Genomic DNA, 20,366 nt, shown 5'->3' on the forward strand with positions numbered 1-20,366 from the left:
TTCTATTTGCTTTTATAATAAGAGTCACCTCTTAGTTCATCTTTTCAATAATTCGGGCAATGTGAATAGTGATGTATACCTGTTCATCTCTAGACGTATTGTAATCCCAGCGTGTTTTTAGTAAATCAACGACTTTTTTAGTTGCTTCAAAAGCCTCTGGATATTTTCTCACAACGAGCGTAAATAACTCATTTTCCACCATGTCCTCTTCAATTTTATTATGACTAGGGTTTAACACCCGTTCCGAAAAGAAACGTAAGTGTGTAATAAATCGTTGGAAATAAATATCGTTCTCAATAAAATTAATCTTCAAAGTGTATTTGATTACCGTCAAAATCTCTTCAATCATTTGCGTAAGATCGATTGCACTTTCATTTGTTGAATCAATCGCTGCATTCACAATGTGAAGCGTTAAAAAGCCTGCTTCATCATCCGATAACTGAATCCCCATTCGCTGATTGACGACTTGAATAGCTTGACGCGCAATCTCCAATTCATCTGGAAAAAAACGTTTCACATCCCAAAGAAGAAAGTTTTTCATTTGGATATTGTTTTTTGTTCGCTGAATAGCTGTATATAAATGATCGGCAATGGCAATAAAGGTCGTTTCATTCAAGTCTTTTTGTAATTGCTTACGTGCGTAGCTTAAGATTTCATAGGAAATTTTGATAATTTCTTCTGGAATTTCGGCAAATAATTTTTCAATACGTAATTTTTCAAATTGACCAGACATTTCAAATGTTTTTTCAACTTTTGATACATCCACTTCAAAGCCTGGTTTCTTCTGAAAACCCAAGCCATTTCCCATTAAAACAACTTCTTCACCCTCATCATTCAAAGCGATCACTACATTGTTATTCAAAATTCTAAGAATTTTCAAATGCTTCACCCTTTTCTTTATTCAGTTTCAGCATCTAAAAAGACAGAAAAAGACCTAAACGGATCCCTTTTTCCGTTTAGGTCTAGCTTAACTGAATAATAACTATCCTGATGTAAATATACTATAGCATCAAAATATTGTCAACGCTTCCATTAAAATTTATTTATTGTTTTTCACAAAGTTTATCATCTACAAAAACATCAAAGAAAAAAGACTGTAGAAATTGAAAAAAACTTTCTACAGTCAATCATTCATCTTTTATTTTTCTTCACCAATAATACGAACTTCTGTCTCTAGTGCCACATCAAATTTCTCTTTAATCACCGCTTGAATATGGGCAATTAATTCGACATAATCAGTTGCTGTTGCTTGGTTAATATTCACAATAAAACCAGCGTGTTTTTCAGAAATTTGCGCACCACCCCAAACAAGTCCTTGAATGCCTGCATCTTGAATTAATTTCCCAGTAAAATGGCCTTCTGGTCGTTTAAAGACACTTCCACAAGAAGGGTATTCTAATGGTTGTTTTGATTCTCTTAAATAGGTTAATTCATCCATTTTGGTTTTAATCACGTCTTTATCCCCTTTTTCCAAGGCAAAACGTGCATTCAAAATAATCCCTTGCATTCGTTGAATATCACTGTGACGGTAACTAAAATTCATTTCCTCACTTGTTAACGTACGAATTGTGCCATCAGGGAATAAGACATCACTTGAAACGAACACATCTTTGATTTCACCACCGTACGCACCAGCATTCATAAAGACAGCTCCACCGACACTTCCAGGTATGCCACAAGCAAATTCTAAACCAGTTAATTGATTATCTAGTGCCGCATAACTCGTATCGATTAAGCGCGCGCCTGCTTCCACTTCAATCACATCATCAGTCACTTGAATGGTATTCATTTCTAACAACATAATCACTACGCCACGAATCCCACCATCACGTACAATTAGGTTACTTGCATTACCTAAGACTAACCATGGTATATTTTCTTTTTGGCAATAATTCACCAAAGCTTCCACTTCATCTCTAGTTTTAGGAAAAGCTAAAACATCTGCAGGTCCACCAGTTTGAGTAAATGTATAATTCATCAATGGTTCATTTAACAATAAAGCCATTTCGGGAAATTCTTTTACTAATTCTTCGTTTTTCACTAACAAAAAGCTCCTTCTCTTAAACGTCTTGTACATTTTACCACGTTCTTCACAAACTGACTACTAGTTCCCACTTTCTTCAAGTTGTCTTAACATTTCTTGACATATTTCATGACTTTTGGCGATGTTTTCTTGACGTAAATCAGCCCTATCACCTGTTTGAACAGCGTGTAAAAATTGTCGCACTTGTTGCTCGAAACCGCGTTTTTCCAAGGTATTGGTCCAATCGCCGAATGTTTGCAGACACTCGTCATCACCTTCCAACGATTTAAAAGTCACCAAATCATCCACCATATAAGTTCCTTGTAAACAATTCACTTGATAGCTTTCACGATTCGCCCCACTTTTCAAATCCATGGTTAAAATAGCCGTCGTCGTTGCTGTTTCTAGTTGCAATAAAGCAGTCTCCATATTTCCCTGCGTTTCGCGAATTGTACTTTTGATTTGTAAAATCGGGTCATCTAATAAATAAACTGCTGTATCAACTAAGTGTAAAAAGACATCGAATATTTCGAAAGCTGTCGGTTGGATAGAATACGCACGATTTTTTTGTAAAAAAATCATCCGTTTATCCGTTAGTTGTTTCAATTTTTCAACCATCGGTGCAAAACGGCGATTAAAACCAACCATTAATAGTTTATTCCGTTCCTTGGCTAATTGTTGAAGTTCATGGACTTGCTCAAGATTCTCACTGATTGGTTTATCAACAAAAACGTGCACATCATGCAATAAACATGCTTTAATCAATTCATAATGACTGGCTGTTGCGGTATGAATAAAGCAAGCATCAATTTTTTCTGCAAGTACTTCTTGTAAATTATTCTTCATTGTTTTTAAGTTATAACTGTTTTGTAATTTGGTTTGTACTTCTTGATTTCTAGTAGCAAAAATGAATTCTGCTTGATCTTGCATTTTACTATAAGTTGGCAAATACGCTTTTTGCGCAATACCACCTAATCCAATAACACCAATTTTCATCCTGACACTCCTTGCAAAGTTATTCTTACTTTAATATTACACCTTTTTTCGTTAGAATACAGTAGTAGAGTTAAATTTGGAAAAGTTATCAATCGGCAAAGAGGTGAGGAAAATGAATTTTATCGCAATGGATTTTGAAACAGCAAATGCACAAAAACACAGTGCGTGCTCCCTAGCACTTGTCATGGTTCGCAATAGTCAAATTGTTGGCGAATATTATACCTTAATTAAACCAGAAACAGACTTTTTCTGGCGAAATATTCAAGTACATGGAATTCATCCAGAAGATGTCAAACAAGCACCGAAATTCCCAGAAGTTTGGGAAACTATTGCACAATACTACAATCAACATAGTTTGATTGTTGCGCATAATGCTGGTTTTGATACGGGTGTTTTAGCTGGTTGTTTAGATTACTACGGCTTACAACAGCCTAGTTACCTTTCTTTATGTACTGTCAAAACTAGTCGTAAACTGTATCCTGAAGTACCCAATCATAAATTAAATACGATGTGCGATTTTCTTAATATTCCCTTGAACAATCACCACGATGCATTAGAAGATAGCCGTGCATGTGCGAATATTTTGTTACATCAAGAAAGAACGTTTGGTGTGGAACCGTTGAAGAAATTGGTGTTGATGAAATAAAAAAAGTTTGTTCTGAAGTAATTAATAACCTCGGAACAAACTTTTTTTATTCCCCGACCAACAAGCTCATCAAACGAACATCCAAATACTCGCCATCTTCGCTTTTGGCACCACGTGCTAATATTGCTTCTGTTTGAAAATCAAATTTTTCATATAAATGAATCGCTCGTGTGTTACGTTCTTGAACCGTTAATTCAAGCCGTCCTAATGCAGATTCATCGTTTACGATTGCAAGTAACTCTTCTAACATTAAAGTTCCTAGACCTAAGTCCCAATAATCTTTAGCAATAAAAATACCAACTTCACCAATATGAGCAATTCGCGCTTCATCGCTAGCACGGATAGAAGCCGCTCCAATTGCTTGATCATCTGCAAAAGCTAACAATAAAAAATTCGTATCACTTTCATAGATAGTATCTAATTGTGTAGCTAACAAGTCTTCGGGTAAGTTCATCCCGCGCTCATCCATAATCAAAAAATCAGTTTCTTGGCTGACTTGCTGAGAAATCGCCAACAATTCTTTGGCATCGTTTCCAGTGGCTTCACGTAAGGTAATTTCTACTTCACTCATCCTTGTCGCTCCCATACGTCTAAAATCCGTTGTTTCAATTGTTCCGCCTGTGGACCAAACGTCTCCAAGTGCACTACTCGTTTTTGTTCATCTTGTCTATCTTTTTCTAGAATTAATTCTAAATAATCCTCAGGCAAAGCATCTTCCAATAAATTGCCCCATTCGATGACTGACAAGCCATCTCCTTCAAAATATTCATCTAATCCTAAATCGGCTGCCCCATGTTCGACACGATAGACATCCATATGATACAAAGGAATTCGTCCTTGAGTGTATTCTCTAATAATTGTATAGGTTGGGCTTTTTATCATTTGGTCAATTCCTAAACCTTTGGCAATACCTTTTGTTAATGTTGTTTTTCCAGCACCTAAATCACCGGTCAACACTAAATTATCACGAGGTTGTGCGACTTCCCCAATAATTGTTGCTAGTTTTTCTGTTTGTTTAAGGTTTTCTAAAGCAATCATAAGTTCTCTCCATTTTCTATTAATTCTTGCATTAGTATAGCTTCTTTTTTTTGAAATAGCAAAAAAGCTGTTACAACTTCCTTTTTGGGAAATTGTAACAGCTAGGAGTTCATTCTTAGCTCATTAATGATTGAGCAGCAGTAATAATTGATAATTTATATACATCTTCTTCATTACAACCACGAGATAAATCAGAAACTGGTTTGTTCAATCCTTGCAAGATTGGTCCAATCGCTTCAAAGTTACCAAAACGTTGCGCAATTTTGTAACCAATGTTTCCGGATTGTAAGTCTGGGAAGACAAAGACAGATGCTTTACCAGCTACATCTGATTCCGGTGCTTTTAATTGAGCAACTGATTGGATATAAGCAGCATCAAATTGTAATTCACCATCAATAGCTAATTCCGGTGCTAATTCTTTTGCAATTTTTGTTGCTTCAATTGTTGCATCAGCTTGAGGTGCTTTGGCTGAACCTTTTGTTGAGAAGCTCAACATTGCAACGCGAGGCTCAATGTCAAACATTTCAGCTGTATGTGCAGATGCAACTGCAATTTCAGCTAATTCTTGTGGAGATGGCGCTACGTTAATTGCACAATCAGAGAAGATATATTTCTCTTGTTCGTTTCCGCGCATCATTAAGAAAGCGCCACTTGTACGGCTAATACCAGGTTTTGTTTTGATGATTTGTAAAGCAGGACGCACAGTATCACCAGTTGAATGAATCGCACCAGATACTAAACCATCCGTAATGCCCATATAAGTTAACATTGTACCGAAGTAGTTTTCATCTTTTAACAATTCTTCAGCTTGTTCTTTTGTCACTTTGCCTTTACGACGTTCCACAAAAGCTTCCACGATTTGATCCCAACGACCACAATTGTCTGGATCGTAAATTGTCATATTTGAAATGTTGATTCCACGAGTCGCTGCTGCTTTTTCAATTTCATGTTGTTTACCGATTAGGACAGGTTCGATTAATTCTTCCCCTTTTAATCGAGCAACTGCACCTAGAATACGTGTATCAGATGCTTCAGGAAAAGCGATTCTAATCCCACGACGTACGATTTTAAATTTTAGACTGTCAAATAATTCCATGGATGATAACCTCCAGATTTTTTATACATTTCCATTCTACACCAACTTTTAAAAAAAGAACAGTTTTTTTCTCTGTATTAATTTAAAAAAAACTAATTTGTTACGACTTACACAGAGTTTTCATAATCTGCTACATGATAAAAAACCGTCTGTTATACTCGCTCTGGCAACTGCCAATCAATCGGTGTTTCGCCCAATTCAATGAGTGCCTGATTCGTCTTAGAAAATGGTTTAGAACCAAAGAAGCCACGATGTGCTGATAAAGGACTTGGATGAACCGAACGAATAATCACATGGCGTGAATCAATCATCGACATCTTTTGTTGCGCTGGTTTCCCCCATAAAATAAAAACGACTGGACGTTCACGTTCGTTTAATTTTTTAATAATGGCATCGGTCAATTGTTCCCAACCTTTACCTCGATGGGAATACGCTTGGCCAGCACGAACGGTTAGAACCGTATTTAGCAACAACACCCCTTGTTGCGCCCACGACGTTAAAAAGCCATGATTGACTGGTTTAATCCCCAAATCAGCTTCTAGTTCTTGATAAATATTTCGTAAAGAAGGTGGAATTTTGACACCGGGTTGTACAGAGAAAGACAAACCATGTGCTTGATTTTCTCCATGATAAGGATCTTGTCCTAAAATAACGACTTTAACCTTCTCATAAGGCGTTTGTTCAAGTGCTTCAAAAATGTGATACATATCTGGATAAATCGTTTGTGTCCCATACTCTTGCTTTAAAAATTGCCGTAATTCTTGGTAATAAGGCTTTTGAAATTCTTCTTCTAAGATGCCTTGCCAACTATTATGAATAATTTCTTTCATTCGCTACTGTTATCAAATCGTACATTGACGTTTAATAACCCACCCTCCTTTATTTAACACCTCAAGTGGATAAATCTTTTTTCTTCGTCTCTAGCTTACTATTTTTTCTAACACAAGCCAAGGATTCTCTTTTCGCTTCAAGAAAATTAAGAGATTTTATGGTAAACTACAAGAAAAGGAGAGGAATTATTGAGATGATAAAATTAATTGCTTCTGATATGGATGGCACGTTATTAAATGCCGAAATGCAAATTTCTGAAGAAAATGTAGCAGCAATCCGCTACGCACAGTCACAAGGGATTGAATTTATGGTTGCAACTGGTCGAAATCGAGCGGAAGCTCTTCCTCCATTAACGCAAGCTGGTATTGAGTGTGCAATGATTACACTAAATGGCGCACAAGTATTTGATAAAGCGGGAAATTCCTTGTTTAGCGCACCGATTGAACAGACAGTCGTCCAAAAAACGCTAGCACTTTTGGATGAACACGAAATTTATTATGAAATAGCTACGAATGAAGGAATTTATACTGCAAATAAAGAACAACGTATTGAAAATTTTGCTTCTGCCATTGCAGAAATGATGCCTCATTTAACTTACAATATGGCGATTGCCATGTCTGTCGCACGCTTAGATTTTTTCCCGATTCATATTGTCGAAGATTTGCATGAATTAGTTATGCGTGACGATCTTTCTGTTTTAAAAATTATTTGTTTCCACAAAGAAGGTGCCAAACGTCTCGGACCAGTAGCCAAAGAAATTGATGCTTTTGGTGATTTGGCAGTAACTTCTTCTGGGCAAAATAATATTGAAATTAATCATCGTAATGCACAAAAAGGAATTGCAGTGAGTCATGTAGCCAATGATCGCCAAATCCCCTTATCAGAAGTCATGACCATCGGTGATAACTTAAATGATGTGAGTATGTTGCAAGCTGCTGGTGTTAGTTTTGCTATGGGGAATGGTTTACCTGAAGTCAAAGAGTATGCAAAATACGTCACAGAAACAAATATCGAATCAGGCGTTGGCAAAGCGATTCGTCGAGCAATTGATGAAAATCTAGCTTAATGTCCTAAAAAAATAGTGGAGGTGAGAACATGTCTGAATTTTTTATTCAAGATAAGCAATTGAGCAATGTCACTCGTACAGTGGTCAAAGATGCAGATGGTCATTCTCTCTATTTACTGGTTGGGCGTTGGGGAACAAAAGGTGATGCACTTTCTCTTTATAGCATGGATGGTGCACTTGTTGCTCGGATTAAACAAATTAGTTTTACATTTGGCAAACGTTTTGAAATCTATGAATCGTACAAGAAAGTCGGTACTTTACATAAGATTTTTAATTGGCCGGGAGATTTTTATTACATTAATCAACTAAATTGGCGTGTTCACGGAGATATTTACAATCATCGCTACAAAATCCATCATTTTACCAAAGAAATTATGCGCATGGATAAAGCTAGCTATCTAACAGGTGATTATTATGTTCTCTCTGTCGTGCATGATGAAGATGCGCCAAAATGCATCTGTATTGCGGCCATCTTGGACTATTGGTTGTATAATCGTAAAAAAACAACTTATCCTTTGAAGCCATCAAAAATTTTTGATTAAAAAACAAAGCGCCCTGAACACTGACTTGTTCAGGGCGCTTTGTTTTACGTTAAATTTTCTTCTGCATATGGTAATAATCATGGCCACTTAGCACTTGTTGTCCGACAACGACAAAGCCTTTACGTTCGTATAAACGTTGGGCATTTGGATTGGCTAAATCGACACACAAGCCAATACGATGCTTGCCTTCTCTTTGCGCAATTGTTGGTAAAGCATCTAATAATTCGGAACCAACGCCTTGCCCGCGGAATTTTTCATCCACACAAATCGTATCTAAGTACCATTCATCAGGGAGTGTCTCCGGGTCTAAAAATAATCGTTGATCGTCCATCCCTCTAGCAAGGAGGACACGTGAAAAAGCTTCATCAATCTGTGGCTCATCTTCAGAAGGATAACCAAACGCAACCCCTGCCACTTGTCCATCAATTTCATTCACTAATCCTCGTTGATAGCCGTAGCGGTACGTCGGATCATTTACTGCTTCGGCTAAAATAGAGATGGTCTCTTGGTCTCCAACTTGTTGGACAAAGGGTAGTTCCATGTCTTTTAAAATAATCAAAACCAGTTTAGCAATAGCTTTGGCATCTTGTTTTGTTGCAAAACGAATCATCTTTCTCCCTCTTTCAATGAAAACTATAGTTATTTCTGCTGAATAATGAAAATTTTGTTATACTAATGCTAGGAGGTCAAACAATGAATATTCTATATATCACAATTTCAGGGAATACCCGCTCATTTGTTACCCGCATGCAAGCATTTGCTGCTGAAAAACATACAGAAAATCCTAAGTTCCCTATTATACAATTAAAAGAAATCCATGACAATAGTTTGAATGAAGTGGAAACAGAACCCTTTTTTGTCGTTGTGCCAACTTATTTAGAAGGTGGCAACGGTGTAGATAATGGCGATCAGGAAATTTTGACGGAAGCTTTACGTGAATATATTGCGTTCTCAGACAACGCCTCTTATTGTTTAGGTATCATCGGTAGTGGCAATAAGAATTTTGGTCATCAATATTGTTTAACTGCTAAACAATATGCAGAACAATTTCAAGTCCCCTTCCTCGCAGATTTTGAGCTACGAGGAAATCAAGGAGAAATTCAGAGCATTTACGAGAACCTTGTTCAACGATGGGAACAACATACAAATAAATAGATTATTTTTAACGAGGTGATTTTTTGTTTCACGTATTAAGAACTTTTCTCTCAGTTTATGAGACGCATAATTTTACACGCACGGCAGATTCTTTATTTTTATCACAGCCGACTGTCTCTGCTCAAATCAAGAAGCTGGAAGAACATTTAGGTGTCACATTATTTATTCGCAATGGAAAACAAGAAATTTTGCCTACGAAAGAAGCTGATTTCTTATATCCACGCTTTCTAAAAATCATTGAGGAATGGGAAGATGCAACTCATCATGTCAACACGCAACAACATTTTCGTGAACATTGCATTTTCGCGAGTTCGCAAACTTGTGGGGCCTTTTTAATGCCTAAATTAGCTCCTGTACTGGTTCGAAATTTTCCGTTGATTGATTTTAGTTTTCCAATCATGTCGAGCGAAAAAATTGTTTTTTCGCTTGAAAAATCAAAGATTAGTTTTGGTTTGATTGAAACACCTGAACGCAGCAATCAACTGGATCGTCATCTGGTTACAACGGATCAATTAGTTTTGGCTGGTGATTTACTTTCTGACCATTGGATTTTACCTGACTCTTCTTCACCATTAGGAAGTATCAATGAAAACTATTTAAAAGTCCGAAATTTAGTGCCTCATATCATTCGTACCAATAACCATGAAATGACGTTGTCGCTTATTAAAAACGGCCTAGGAAAAACGATTATTTCCAAAATTGCTTTGGACGACTCGATTCCTTGGGAACCTTTGGAACTAGAAAGTGAACGTAATATGTATTTCTTAACTAGACAAAAAATCGTCTCTGAAGAATTGGCGGTTGTTTCCACTTTTATTCAAGAATTGTTACAAGAAAAAAATAATGAATTTGAACAGCCAGATTTTTCTTAATTGAAAAATCTTGGCTCTTTTTTAAAGGAGGGAGTTCATGAGTGAACAGTTATTTGTTGTTTGTGTCGTCTTAGCAATTGTGATTTTTATTACAAGCATTGAAATTTATCAGCGCATAAAATTAAAAAGAATAGTGCAAGAAAAATGGGGCAAGCCCCCTTATCAACCTCGGTTTGATAAAGAAGAAAGCTTGAAAATGGCTTGGCAAGATGAACGATCTTTTGCTACATGGGATAGCGAAATTGATGATATCACTTGGTACGATTTAGATATGTTTACCATTTTTGAACAAATTAATGCGACCTATTCCAGTGTCGGTTCGGAAGCCTTGTACCAACAATTGCGTCACTATCATTGGCAACCAGATTTGCAATTAGAAGAATTGATTCAATTTTACCAAGCACACCCTGCCAAACGCGAGAAAATCCAATACCATTTTGCCCAATTAGGCAAACAAGATCGCAACTTTTCTAAACATTATCTTGCAAAAAAAGAAAAACAAACGCTTGGTTCGCTGCCATTTTTTCTATGCTTAGGTGCTCTACCTTTTGTTGGGATTTTTTTACTGCTATTCGGACAATCACTTGGTCTGGCTCTGTTATTAGGAAGTATCGTCTTTAATATGATTTATTACCATATTCAAAAAGCACGTTTAGAAACCGAATTGAACAGCATGCGCTACTTAGTACAAACCATTGCTATTGGGAATAAAATTGCCAAAATAGACCACCCCTTGCAAAAAGATATGCAGCACGCACTGACAGCTATTAAAAATATTCCACGCTTCGGTTTTTCTTTCCGTACCAAAAGTAACTCCGAAGCAGAATTACTTTTTGATTACTTCAATATGATGGTCATGCTGCCTTTTATTTCGTATGGCTTTGTGCTTGACCGCATTGTTCGTCACAACCAAGAAGCAATTCATTTGTGGGAATTGCTAGGAAAATTAGAAGTTGCTGCAGCTATTCTAAACTTTCGAAGCTTTATGCCCTACACTTGTCAGCCAGTTATACAAGACGGTCCCGTTCAAGCACAGGACTGTTATCACCCTCTTTTAACCGACGCTGTGGCGAACCCTGTCGATTGGTCAAAAAATACACTAGTTACTGGCTCCAATGCATCTGGCAAATCAACCTACGTCAAAAGTATTGCAATTAATTGTCTGTTAGCACAAACCATTCAGACCGCTCTAGCAACTTCTTTTACGTTACAAGCTGGACATGTCTTAACCTCGATGGCGATTGAAGATGATTTATCTGAAGGTGATAGTTATTTTGTCGCAGAAATCAAATCGGTCAAACGTTTACTTGATAAAGTTCAAACGCAGGAGCATTGTTACTGCTTTATCGATGAAATTTTGAAAGGAACAAATACGATTGAGCGCATCGCCGCCTCGTCGAGTATCGTCGATTGGTTGACTACTTTTCCGAGCTTAGCAATTGTCGCAACACACGATATTGAACTCACTGAGATGTTAAAACAGACCTGCGAAAACATTCATTTTTCAGAACAAGTGACCGAAGAAAAAGGCGTCTCTTTTGACTATCTTGTGAAACCAGGACCTGCCACCACACGCAATGCGATTGAACTGCTAAGTGTCCTGCATTATCCACAAGAAATTATTACAAAAGCCAAAAATGAAGCTGCCTATTTCGATCAACATCGTCAATGGCTGTAAAAAAGAAGCGAACATCCTGCTAGGGCTTCGCTTCTTTTTTATCCACACTTCATTTAGGAATAGACCATTTTGTTTTGGCGTTTCACAAAAATCCAACGAGTCATTTTATAGGAAAACAGACTATTTTCGACCTTTGTTCCGCTTTCACATAAATGCAGTCTTTTTTGATTGTGAAACAAACAAGACTCATTCAAAAAATTGAAGGGCTTGACTGTACTGTTTACCTTGAACGATATCATATTGAATCATTTGGTAATCCTTATAAACTTCTTGTGCTTGCTTGTTTAAAGGCAACGTGTCATGCCATTTATCGGTTAAATACATGCCTTTTTCAAAAGCAGGCATCTCTTTTTCAAGAGTTAAGAGTAATTGATAAAAAGGCGTCAACGCTAAGCCACTACGTTGAAATAAATTGGGTGCAAAATAAAAAGGACTTGTCACCTGTTTAGCTTCGGTTGGTAATGCTTGTCGCGAATCCCACATCAAAAATTCCGTCTCATGAAGAGCGATTGAATTCGCTGCTTGCGTTTCTTCGGAATAAATCCCTGGTAAATGATCGCCCCAGAAAACGACTAATGTTCGTTTTGGCAATGACGCTAAAGCATCCAGAAAATCAGACAGTGCTTGACTACTATAAGCAATATCCTGCAAATAATTTTCTAAATTGTCACGGTTAGCTTCTCCGCTGGCTTTGTAAGGTATGTCGTTGTATTTTCCATTGTATGGCATATGCGTCTGCATCGTAACCAAATGGATAAATTGCGGTTGTTGTTCCTCTGCCAATAAATCAAGAATTTGCTGATAAGCTGCTTGATCTGAAATATACGGATTATTTTCTATTTTATCGGTATAAGCAATGGTCTCTTGATCTAAGAAAGTATCAAAGCCAAACACATCATAGACATCTTTTCGTTTATACATCGACGTATCATAAGGATGGATTGCGGTTGTCTGATAACCTCTATCTTTAGTTAATGAAACCAGTGAAGGCATTTGCTTCATCTTTGGCACTAATAAGGTATAAGGTGTGGTCATTTGTGGATTAAATAATTCCATTGAAAAACTTGTGAGAGCTTCAAATTCAATATTCGCTGTACCACCTCCGTAATTTTGCGATAACATTTTCCCACTATACGTTTGTTCTGCTTTGTCATAATAAGCAGCTAAAGGATCTCCAGTCACTTTGACATCTGATAGATGACTTGGATCTGAAAAACTTTCACTCATGACATAAATAATATTAGGTTTATCCGTCTCAGTTGTAGGTACTGTATATTTTTCTTTGATTTTTTCAATGGCTTCTTTGGAATAACCAGCTGGTTCGTCCATCGCTTCTACGCGTAGATTAAATAAAAAGCCACCCATAAAGCCAGTATTGTAATAATTCATCTTTTGTGAATAAGGAATCCACAACGCTGAACGATTATAGGCTTTTCGCAACAAGTTACTTTCATCGTTGAAATGACTGACATACACCAATCCCAAGCTAGTCAAACAAAAAACAAGCACGCGGATAACTTGTTGTTGCTTCGTCAATTTACGACTACGATAAAGTTGCCAAATCACTAATAAAATCGCCCCTCCTACTGCCATCAAGGCAAGAATAAAGGGAATCGTCCCAATCATTTCTTTCAACAAACCAAACTGAGTTACCATTTTTAAATCATCGGGATAAATCGGTTCTTGGCGATACAACATTTTTAAATAGGTCGCGTACCCCAGTAGACCAATTGTGACACTGTAAAATATTGCACCAACAATCAAAGAACCTGACAAACTAGCCAAGAAAAGATAAAAAATCAATAGTACCAAACTACCCAGCAAAAATTTTTCCGTATGCCACGAAAAAGCAAATTTTAACATCAATTCGGTAGAAAGATTGTTTTGACACCATTGTAAATATAAATTACTAACTATAATACCCATAAAAATAGCGCATAATTGTAAGCCTATTTTTAATTTTGAGTTTATTTTTCTCAAACACAACCCTCCCTTTCTAAAAAAAAATTGTTTTCTTCCAATTATTATAGAGGAAGTCTATTCGGTTGACAATAAAGACAAGACAATTGACTTTCTAATAAGATAATGATTTAATGGTTTAAAAATATCAACGGAGGAATGGTCATGGCCGATTTAACAGCACTAAAAAAAGAATTTTCTGAAGTCAGTGATTTTTTAATTGCACTCGGTGATGAAAAACGGCAAGCAATTATTCTTGCCTTAATGGCAGATAAAGCTTGTCAAGGAATCCGAGTAGGTGACTTAAGAGAAGCAGTTAACCTTTCACGCCCCGCAATTTCTCATCATTTAAAAATTTTACGAGAAGCAAAATTGATTGATTATCGGACAGAAGGAACCAAAAATTATTATTATTTAACTCATGAAACCAATAAAATCGAACAACTACAAAAACTACTGACAAACGTTACCACTATTATCAGTCAGGAGGATTCAAAATGAAAAAAATTTTAGTTGTATTAACGAATGTCACACGCTATCAAGGAACGGAAGAACCAACGGGGCTATGGTTAGGAGAAGCAACTGAGTTTGTGGCGGAGGTGCAAAAAGCTGGTCTTGCAGTCGATTATGTTAGCCCTAAAGGTGGATTCGTTCCGCTTGATCCTCGCAGTATGAAATACACCGATGCGTCAACATTAGCGCTTTATGAATCGGAGGATTTCCAACAAAGAGCGTTGACCCAATCGTTAGCGCCTGAAGATATCCATCCAGAAGATTACGTCGCAATTTATTATACTGGTGGACACGGTGTGATGTGGGATTTCCCTGACAATGTAGCATTACAACAAATTGCCCGAACAATTTACCAAAACGGTGGTTACCTTACTTCTGTTTGTCATGGTATTGCTGGTTTGTTGCATATCCAAGATACGATGGGAAACTATTTGATTGCGAACAAATCGATTACTGGTTTTACAAATACGGAAGAATTTCTAGCTGGAAAAAAATCAGTGGTTCCGTTTTTTAATCAACAAGTAGCCGAAGCTCATGGCGCACACTTCAAGAAAAAACGTGCCTACAAAGATTTTGCCATACAAGACGGACGAATCATTACTGGGCAAAATCCTTTTTCCGTGCATTCGGTTGCCAAATTATTACTAGCAGCACTTTCTTAAACTCTCTATTTCCATATGTAAAAAGGACAAAAACAAGAAGGTCTTGTTTTTGTCCTTTTTATTACTCATGCTCAACACTTGGATCAAACATTTTCAAAATAATTTTCCCTTTGGCACGTCCTGAATGTGAATACTCGAAAGCTTGCGCAATTTGTGTAAACGGCAAGACACGATCAATTACAGGATGAATTTTTTCTTCTTCAATCATTCGACTTAAAATAGCCAATTGTTGCCCACTGGGTTTCATAAAAAGAAAATAATAGTCTGCTTGCGTTGTTTTTTCCAATTTTGTGATATTTCTAGTCACTAAACGAAAAGCGAATTTTTTCCAAAATGGCACGTTATACTCGTCAGCAAAACGAGCGTTGGGTAAACCTGAAATACTAACCACTTTTCCACCAGGTTTAATGATACGAAAAGCTTGTTCTAAGATTTTGCCACCTTGTGTATCAAAAACATAATCATAATTTTCTAGTACGTCATAAAATTGCTGTGTTCGGTAATCAATCACCTCGTCAGCACCTAATGACTCAACTAGTGCACGATTCTTTTCACTAGTAGTTGTCGCAACATATGCTCCCATTTGTTTAGCTAATTGAATAGCAATAGTGCCGATTCCTCCAGAGCCCGCTTGAATTAATACCCTTTGTCCTGGTTGAATCTGCATGATATCATGTAACGCTTGATAACTAGTTAGACCAACTAAGGGAACTGCCGCCGCTTCTTCAAAGCTCAAATTTTGAGGCTTTCTAGCAATGTCTCCTTGGTCAACCGCAATATATTCAGCGAAGGTTCCGATTCGATTTTTTTGCACACGTCCATAAACGGCATCGCCTTTTTTGAATGTCGTAACTTTCGCACCGACTTCTGTAACAACTCCCGCAAAGTCACTACCCAGAATTAACGGCATGTGATACTTCAACAACATCTTCAAACCGCCATCTTTGGTTTTTAAATCAATTGGATTAATACTCGCCGCAACAATTTTTACTAAAACGTCATTTGCTCCAATCTTGGGCATATCAACTGTTTCAATCGTTGGATACTCTTGTTTGTAATGCGTGATTAATGCCGCATTCATTTTTCTATTCATCTGTATTCCTCTATTCAATGGTTTATATTTTTAAACGATTAATCTAAAAAAGTGTACTTCATCGGTTCAAAAAAATCAACCATTAAGTCCTAAAAATGAATTGACTAATGCATGTGTTATGCTAAACTAAATTTTTATTTATCTAATAAGGAGGAAAATCATTGGCTATATATGAAAAAATTTATCATGATGTCACCATTCAAAATCGCTACCATGCAATTGGTAATTATGAGGATCAAACAGGTGGCTGGGCATATCATAACTGGGCACACGTGGTAAATGTGACACAAACCGTAGCAAAAATTTTGACCCAGTTGCACGTTTCCGATAGTTATCTGGAAGCTGCTAAAATTGCAGCCATTCTTCACGACACAGGGGCGATTGATGGTAAAAAGGGACACGCAGAACGAGGAAAATTATTTGCAGAGAATTACTTCAACGAGCATCACCTTTCTCATCCCTATCAACAAGAAATCTTTTCTGCGATTGCAAACCATAGTGGAGGCTTTGATACAGATGATTTAATGACTCTGGTCTTAATTTTTAGTGATAAATTAGATATTACCACCTCACGAGTAGCTAAAGAAGGATATCAAGTGACTGGTATGCGACAACTACAACACATCACACAAGTTGATTTTGAGTTAACCAAAACAGACTTGGTCGTGCATTTTACAACCACCCCTATTATAGATTTAACTGAATTAACTCAATTTTATTTTATGGAAAAAGTCTTTAAAGCGATTCACGCCTTTGCAGAAAAACTTCAATTATCCCCAAGTGTTCAATTGAATGGCACCTCTTGGGAAGCATTCCACTAGATCTACTCATTTAAAAAGACGAGCAACGTATCGTCGCTCGTCTGTAATCTTTATTTCCAAAAGTCATCAAACATCGTAATCGGTAAGTGACGTTTATGTTCGGTTTTAAGCCACCATGCTTCAATTTTGGCTTTATCGTCAGCAGGTACTTCTCTACCTTCCAGATAATCGTCAATCGCATCATACGTCACTCCTAAAGCAACTTCATCTGCAATTAGAGGTTTGCCATCTTCTAAATCAGCTGTTGGTACTTTAGTATACAATTCTTCTGGAGCATCTAAGGCTTTTAGTAATTGTTTGCCTTGACGCTTATTCAAACGTGCCAATGGTAAAATATCCGCGCCACCGTCACCAAATTTTGTGAAGAAGCCTGTAATATTTTCTGCTGCATGATCTGTTCCTAAAACGGCACCTGAAAGTTCACCTGCAATCGCATATTGTGTGACCATTCGTTGACGCGCTTTGATATTCCCTTTATTAAAATCAGAAATAGTCAGACCCACAGCCTCTAATTCAGCGACTTGCGCATCAACTGCTGGTTTAATGTTTACGACTAACTGACTATCTGCATCAATAAAGGCCATGGCTTTTTTGGCATCTTCTTCATCTGCTTGTTCACCATAAGGCAAGCGAACCGCGATAAAATAATAATCTGAATCATTGGTTTCTTGACGCATTTCCTCCATGGCTAATTGTGCCAAACGTCCAGCTAACGTTGAATCTTGTCCCCCACTAATTCCTAAGACAAAGGTTTTTAAAAAAGGATGTTTACGCAAATAATCCTTTAAAAAATCAATACTTTTGCGGATTTCTTCTTGTGGATTAATCTCAGGTTGAACATGTAATGTTTGAATAATCTCTTGTTGTAAACTCATACTCATTTCTCCCTTATTCGCTGATTGTTTTTACTTGTTTGCGAACTTTTTCCATAATCGCCATTTTATGATTCCAGCATTCACTTGATAAATCAACTGGATATGGTTGTGGATTCAAGTCACGTTTGTATTCTTCCCACAATGCATCCAAACAACTATAAGAATAAGCTTTGATATGTTCCAAATCAGGTAATTCATAAACAAGTTGTCCGTCTACAAAAATATCTTCCAATAATGGACGTGCATCAAAATTAGTCACCGTTTTACTGATATACGTATGCACTGGATGGAACATATAGATACTTTCTTCCTCTGTAGGATTTTCATTCCAAAGTGTCACGTAATCTCCTTCAGATTTTCCGTCAGCTTTACGCGTAATACGCCAAACTTGTTTTTTACCAGGTGTAGATACTTTTTCTGCATTGCTAGACAATTTAATCGTATCTTCTAATTCTCCTTGGTCGTTTTCAATCGCCACTAATTTGTATACAGCCCCCAAAGCTGGTTGATCATACGCTGTAATTAATTTCGTTCCAACGCCCCAAACGTCAATTTTAGCTTTTTGCATTTTTAAGCTTAAGATAGTATTTTCATCTAAGTCATTTGATGCGTAGACTTTTGCTTCAGTAAAGCCAGCTTCATCTAATTGTTCACGCACTTTTTTAGAAATATACGCCATATCGCCACTATCAATACGCACACCTAAGAAATTAATCGCATCGCCCATTTCTTTAGCGACACGAATCGCATTCGGGACACCAGATTTTAACGTATCATACGTATCAACTAAGAAGACACAATCTTTATGTGTTTTCGCATAAGCCATAAAAGCATCATAATCATTACCATAAGATTGAACCAATGAATGGGCATGTGTCCCACTAGCAGGAATGCCAAAAATTTTGCTAGCACGAACATTACTTGTGGCATCTGCCCCACCAATAAATGCAGCACGTGTTCCCCAAATTGCAGCATCCATTTCTTGGGCACGGCGAGAACCAAATTCTAACAGCGGATCATCACCAATGACTGATTTAATTTTAGCCGCTTTTGTGGCAATCAATGTTTGGAAATTAACAATATTCAATAAGGCTGTTTCAATTAACTGTGCTTGAGCCAATGGACCTTCTACTTGAATAATTGGTTCATTATTAAAAACTAAATCTCCTTCTTTCGCTGAACGAACTGTACAGGTAAATTTAAATTCTTTTAAATAAGTCAAGAAATCTTCTGGATAACCTCCAATTTCTCGTAGATAAGCAATATCTGTATCGGTAAATGTTAAATTCTCTAAATAATCAACTAAGCGCTCTAAACCGGCGAACACAGCATACCCATGTTTAAATGGCATCTCTCTAAAATAGCATTCAAAAATGGCATGCTTGTCAGCACGACCTAGTTCCCAATAGGTTTGCATCATATTGATTTGATAAAGATCTGTGTGTAACGTTAAACTGTCATCCGAATAAGTTTTTTGCATAGGACTACTCTCCTGTCTATTTTCTACCTTTATATTATAACAAATAATAATGAAAAACAGAACAATCGTCCTCGTAAATGCTAAAAAGAGTCCCATTCATTGATGCAACGACAAAAAAATCCGAACAACGCAAGATTGTTCGGACAAATGATTGGATTATTGAATAATATGCTGGAAGATGTAAGTGCCTAAACCGCCATCTTTACAAAGCCCTGCTTGTTCCTGACAAGCTGCTTTGACGGTATCGCTCGCATTCGCCATTGCCACTGAAACGTCGACAACTTCAAACATCGGCAAATCATTCTCTCCATCGCCAATGCCATAACTTTTCGCTTGTGGAAAACGAGCCAGATAATTTTGAATTGCAGTCCCTTTAGTTGCCAGCGGATTCACCACTTCTAGCGTCTGTTGATACGATTCAAAGACAAATACTTCTGAAGAAGACAGTTTCGTACGCATCCGTTCCTTTTCTCCATCGTCAGCAATCATAATTTCAACTTTCACCACTTGTAAATCAGGATGATTACGCAAATACGTTGCGACATCTGTGACATTTTGACAATCGTGAGTAAAGAAAGCTTCTTTCATCTTCATAATACCGATGCCTTTTTCTCCTAGTTCATCAGCAAATTTCTGATGCAAATCCATAAAGTGTGCTTGGTAACGTTCCACGGAATTCACTAAAATCGTTTTATCCGTATGTACAAAATAAAACATATCTTCTTCTTCCAAAGCAGCAATAATTTTTTGACAACTCACATGGGCCAAACAATTTCTTAATTGTGGAGCTTGATTTGCCATTTTTAACCCAGCGCCATTACCATAAATCATATCACAAGGCAGTTGAGTAGTTTCTAATAGTTCCTGCGCTAGTTCATACCCACGTCCAGTGACAAAAACAAAATGATCCCCTTGTTGATGAAGCGCACGAACGGCATCAATATTAATTGTCGGAATGGTCTGTCCAAAATCTTGGAAAGTGCCATCGACATCTGCAAATACAATATTCATTTCTTTCCT

General features: G+C 37.1%; 22 protein-coding genes. 9 read left to right on the plus strand and 13 right to left on the minus strand.

All coding sequences use genetic code 11. The features are described from left to right. Positions 1-31: 31 nt before the first annotated feature. From licT to BAU17_RS10600, 3 genes are all read right to left on the minus strand, one after another. Positions 32-880, minus strand: a complete 849-nt coding sequence (gene licT, locus BAU17_RS10590; protein WP_161902795.1) for a BglG family transcription antiterminator LicT — start codon at positions 878-880, stop codon at positions 32-34. A 258-nt stretch (positions 881-1,138) separates the two neighbouring features. Beyond that, complete coding sequence (gene murB / locus BAU17_RS10595) at positions 1,139-2,041, minus strand: UDP-N-acetylmuramate dehydrogenase (RefSeq protein WP_161902796.1); 903 nt, start codon at positions 2,039-2,041, stop codon at positions 1,139-1,141. Between the two features lie 63 nt (positions 2,042-2,104). Beyond that, positions 2,105-3,019 carry a Gfo/Idh/MocA family protein gene (locus BAU17_RS10600; protein WP_161902797.1) on the minus strand — a complete coding sequence of 305 codons (915 nt, stop codon included), beginning with the start codon at positions 3,017-3,019 and terminating at the stop codon, positions 2,105-2,107. Between the two features lie 112 nt (positions 3,020-3,131). On the opposite strand from BAU17_RS10600, the gene BAU17_RS10605 reads away from it, so the two are divergent. Then, positions 3,132-3,665: a 3'-5' exonuclease gene (locus BAU17_RS10605; RefSeq protein ID WP_161902798.1), complete on the plus strand. Its 534-nt coding sequence runs from the start codon at positions 3,132-3,134 to the stop codon at positions 3,663-3,665. A gap of 46 nt (positions 3,666-3,711) precedes the next feature. On the opposite strand, the gene BAU17_RS10610 is transcribed toward BAU17_RS10605, so the two are convergent. From BAU17_RS10610 to BAU17_RS10625, 4 genes are all read right to left on the minus strand, one after another. Further along, positions 3,712-4,236 carry a GNAT family N-acetyltransferase gene (locus tag BAU17_RS10610; RefSeq protein ID WP_161902799.1) on the minus strand — a complete coding sequence of 175 codons (525 nt, stop codon included), beginning with the start codon at positions 4,234-4,236 and terminating at the stop codon, positions 3,712-3,714. Next, the gene (tsaE, locus tag BAU17_RS10615; RefSeq protein WP_161902800.1) at positions 4,233-4,703 is read right to left on the minus strand and encodes a tRNA (adenosine(37)-N6)-threonylcarbamoyltransferase complex ATPase subunit type 1 TsaE; all 471 of its coding nucleotides are present in this window, start codon (positions 4,701-4,703) and stop codon (positions 4,233-4,235) included. Before tsaE ends, BAU17_RS10610 begins: the two co-directional genes overlap by 4 nt. A gap of 115 nt (positions 4,704-4,818) precedes the next feature. Beyond that, a complete protein-coding gene (pta, locus tag BAU17_RS10620) occupies positions 4,819-5,799 on the minus strand; it encodes a phosphate acetyltransferase (protein WP_161902801.1) in 981 nt (326 codons plus the stop codon). A 152-nt stretch (positions 5,800-5,951) separates the two neighbouring features. Beyond that, positions 5,952-6,629 (minus strand): uracil-DNA glycosylase, encoded by a 678-nt coding sequence (locus BAU17_RS10625; protein ID WP_161902802.1) that lies wholly within the window; start codon positions 6,627-6,629, stop codon positions 5,952-5,954. Positions 6,630-6,823: 194 nt separating this feature from the next. Between BAU17_RS10625 and BAU17_RS10630 the strand changes: the two genes are divergently transcribed. Together BAU17_RS10630 and BAU17_RS10635 are read left to right on the plus strand one after the other, a co-directional pair. Further along, positions 6,824-7,696: a Cof-type HAD-IIB family hydrolase gene (locus tag BAU17_RS10630; protein WP_161902803.1), complete on the plus strand. Its 873-nt coding sequence runs from the start codon at positions 6,824-6,826 to the stop codon at positions 7,694-7,696. A 29-nt stretch (positions 7,697-7,725) separates the two neighbouring features. Beyond that, the gene (locus BAU17_RS10635) at positions 7,726-8,238 is read left to right on the plus strand and encodes an LURP-one-related/scramblase family protein (RefSeq protein WP_161902804.1); all 513 of its coding nucleotides are present in this window, start codon (positions 7,726-7,728) and stop codon (positions 8,236-8,238) included. Between the two features lie 49 nt (positions 8,239-8,287). Here the strand turns inward: BAU17_RS10635 and BAU17_RS10640 are convergent, their stop codons facing one another. Further along, positions 8,288-8,848 (minus strand): GNAT family N-acetyltransferase, encoded by a 561-nt coding sequence (locus tag BAU17_RS10640; RefSeq protein ID WP_161902805.1) that lies wholly within the window; start codon positions 8,846-8,848, stop codon positions 8,288-8,290. Positions 8,849-8,931: 83 nt separating this feature from the next. Here BAU17_RS10640 and nrdI point away from each other — a divergent pair, with 83 nt between their 5' ends. From nrdI to BAU17_RS10655, 3 genes are read left to right on the plus strand one after another with little or no spacing between them, the layout of a single operon-like run. Then, positions 8,932-9,393, plus strand: coding sequence for a class Ib ribonucleoside-diphosphate reductase assembly flavoprotein NrdI (nrdI, locus tag BAU17_RS10645; protein WP_161902806.1), 462 nt, complete (start codon positions 8,932-8,934; stop codon positions 9,391-9,393). 23 nt (positions 9,394-9,416) lie between these two features. After that, on the plus strand, positions 9,417-10,265 hold the full coding sequence (locus BAU17_RS10650; protein WP_161902807.1) for a LysR family transcriptional regulator: 849 nt from the start codon (positions 9,417-9,419) through the stop codon (positions 10,263-10,265). A 37-nt stretch (positions 10,266-10,302) separates the two neighbouring features. After that, positions 10,303-11,943, plus strand: coding sequence for a MutS-related protein (locus tag BAU17_RS10655; protein ID WP_161902808.1), 1,641 nt, complete (start codon positions 10,303-10,305; stop codon positions 11,941-11,943). Positions 11,944-12,129: 186 nt separating this feature from the next. On the opposite strand, the gene BAU17_RS10660 is transcribed toward BAU17_RS10655, so the two are convergent. Further along, the gene (locus BAU17_RS10660) at positions 12,130-13,869 is read right to left on the minus strand and encodes an LTA synthase family protein (RefSeq protein WP_161902860.1); all 1,740 of its coding nucleotides are present in this window, start codon (positions 13,867-13,869) and stop codon (positions 12,130-12,132) included. 198 nt (positions 13,870-14,067) lie between these two features. On the opposite strand from BAU17_RS10660, the gene BAU17_RS10665 reads away from it, so the two are divergent. Both BAU17_RS10665 and BAU17_RS10670 read left to right on the plus strand, forming a co-directional pair. Continuing rightward, the gene (locus BAU17_RS10665) at positions 14,068-14,403 is read left to right on the plus strand and encodes an ArsR/SmtB family transcription factor (RefSeq protein ID WP_161902809.1); all 336 of its coding nucleotides are present in this window, start codon (positions 14,068-14,070) and stop codon (positions 14,401-14,403) included. Next, entirely contained in the window at positions 14,400-15,077 is a 678-nt protein-coding gene (locus BAU17_RS10670) for a type 1 glutamine amidotransferase domain-containing protein (RefSeq protein WP_161902810.1), read from the plus strand. The genes BAU17_RS10665 and BAU17_RS10670 overlap by 4 nt, the downstream gene beginning before the upstream one ends. Positions 15,078-15,138: 61 nt before the next feature. Here BAU17_RS10670 and BAU17_RS10675 read toward each other — a convergent pair whose 3' ends face one another. Then, entirely contained in the window at positions 15,139-16,170 is a 1,032-nt protein-coding gene (locus BAU17_RS10675) for an NADP-dependent oxidoreductase (protein WP_161902811.1), read from the minus strand. Between the two features lie 161 nt (positions 16,171-16,331). Between BAU17_RS10675 and BAU17_RS10680 the strand changes: the two genes are divergently transcribed. Further along, positions 16,332-16,991, plus strand: coding sequence for an HD domain-containing protein (locus tag BAU17_RS10680; RefSeq protein ID WP_161902812.1), 660 nt, complete (start codon positions 16,332-16,334; stop codon positions 16,989-16,991). 50 nt (positions 16,992-17,041) lie between these two features. Here the strand turns inward: BAU17_RS10680 and nadE are convergent, their stop codons facing one another. The 3 genes from nadE to BAU17_RS10695 all read right to left on the minus strand — a co-directional run bounded on the left by nadE (position 17,042) and on the right by BAU17_RS10695 (position 20,357). Further along, a complete protein-coding gene (gene nadE, locus BAU17_RS10685) occupies positions 17,042-17,866 on the minus strand; it encodes an ammonia-dependent NAD(+) synthetase (RefSeq protein WP_161902813.1) in 825 nt (274 codons plus the stop codon). Between the two features lie 13 nt (positions 17,867-17,879). Next, positions 17,880-19,346 carry a nicotinate phosphoribosyltransferase gene (locus tag BAU17_RS10690; RefSeq protein ID WP_161902814.1) on the minus strand — a complete coding sequence of 489 codons (1,467 nt, stop codon included), beginning with the start codon at positions 19,344-19,346 and terminating at the stop codon, positions 17,880-17,882. Between the two features lie 156 nt (positions 19,347-19,502). Beyond that, positions 19,503-20,357: an HAD-IIB family hydrolase gene (locus BAU17_RS10695; RefSeq protein ID WP_161902815.1), complete on the minus strand. Its 855-nt coding sequence runs from the start codon at positions 20,355-20,357 to the stop codon at positions 19,503-19,505. Between the last annotated feature and the right edge of the window lie 9 nt (positions 20,358-20,366).

The sequence above is a fragment of the Candidatus Enterococcus willemsii genome, assembly GCF_009933335.1.
In the GTDB taxonomy this organism is placed as follows: Bacteria; Bacillota; Bacilli; order Lactobacillales; family Enterococcaceae; genus Enterococcus_F; species Enterococcus_F willemsii.

Excerpts from the sequence above, each read along its gene's own strand:
- BAU17_RS10600 (WP_161902797.1), bottom strand. The coding sequence starts at position 3,019 with ATGAAAATTGGTGTTATTGGATTAGGTGGTATTGCGCAAAAAGCGTAT.
- BAU17_RS10605 (WP_161902798.1), top strand. The coding sequence starts at position 3,132 with ATGAATTTTATCGCAATGGATTTTGAAACAGCAAATGCACAAAAACAC.
- BAU17_RS10610 (WP_161902799.1), bottom strand. The coding sequence starts at position 4,236 with ATGAGTGAAGTAGAAATTACCTTACGTGAAGCCACTGGAAACGATGCC.
- tsaE (WP_161902800.1), bottom strand. The coding sequence starts at position 4,703 with ATGATTGCTTTAGAAAACCTTAAACAAACAGAAAAACTAGCAACAATT.
- pta (WP_161902801.1), bottom strand. The coding sequence starts at position 5,799 with ATGGAATTATTTGACAGTCTAAAATTTAAAATCGTACGTCGTGGGATT.
- BAU17_RS10625 (WP_161902802.1), bottom strand. The coding sequence starts at position 6,629 with ATGAAAGAAATTATTCATAATAGTTGGCAAGGCATCTTAGAAGAAGAA.
- BAU17_RS10630 (WP_161902803.1), top strand. The coding sequence starts at position 6,824 with ATGATAAAATTAATTGCTTCTGATATGGATGGCACGTTATTAAATGCC.
- BAU17_RS10635 (WP_161902804.1), top strand. The coding sequence starts at position 7,726 with ATGTCTGAATTTTTTATTCAAGATAAGCAATTGAGCAATGTCACTCGT.
- BAU17_RS10640 (WP_161902805.1), bottom strand. The coding sequence starts at position 8,848 with ATGATTCGTTTTGCAACAAAACAAGATGCCAAAGCTATTGCTAAACTG.
- nrdI (WP_161902806.1), top strand. The coding sequence starts at position 8,932 with ATGAATATTCTATATATCACAATTTCAGGGAATACCCGCTCATTTGTT.
- BAU17_RS10655 (WP_161902808.1), top strand. The coding sequence starts at position 10,303 with ATGAGTGAACAGTTATTTGTTGTTTGTGTCGTCTTAGCAATTGTGATT.
- BAU17_RS10660 (WP_161902860.1), bottom strand. The coding sequence starts at position 13,869 with ATGGGTATTATAGTTAGTAATTTATATTTACAATGGTGTCAAAACAAT.
- BAU17_RS10665 (WP_161902809.1), top strand. The coding sequence starts at position 14,068 with ATGGCCGATTTAACAGCACTAAAAAAAGAATTTTCTGAAGTCAGTGAT.
- BAU17_RS10670 (WP_161902810.1), top strand. The coding sequence starts at position 14,400 with ATGAAAAAAATTTTAGTTGTATTAACGAATGTCACACGCTATCAAGGA.
- BAU17_RS10675 (WP_161902811.1), bottom strand. The coding sequence starts at position 16,170 with ATGAATAGAAAAATGAATGCGGCATTAATCACGCATTACAAACAAGAG.
- nadE (WP_161902813.1), bottom strand. The coding sequence starts at position 17,866 with ATGAGTTTACAACAAGAGATTATTCAAACATTACATGTTCAACCTGAG.
- BAU17_RS10690 (WP_161902814.1), bottom strand. The coding sequence starts at position 19,346 with ATGCAAAAAACTTATTCGGATGACAGTTTAACGTTACACACAGATCTT.
- BAU17_RS10695 (WP_161902815.1), bottom strand. The coding sequence starts at position 20,357 with ATGAATATTGTATTTGCAGATGTCGATGGCACTTTCCAAGATTTTGGA.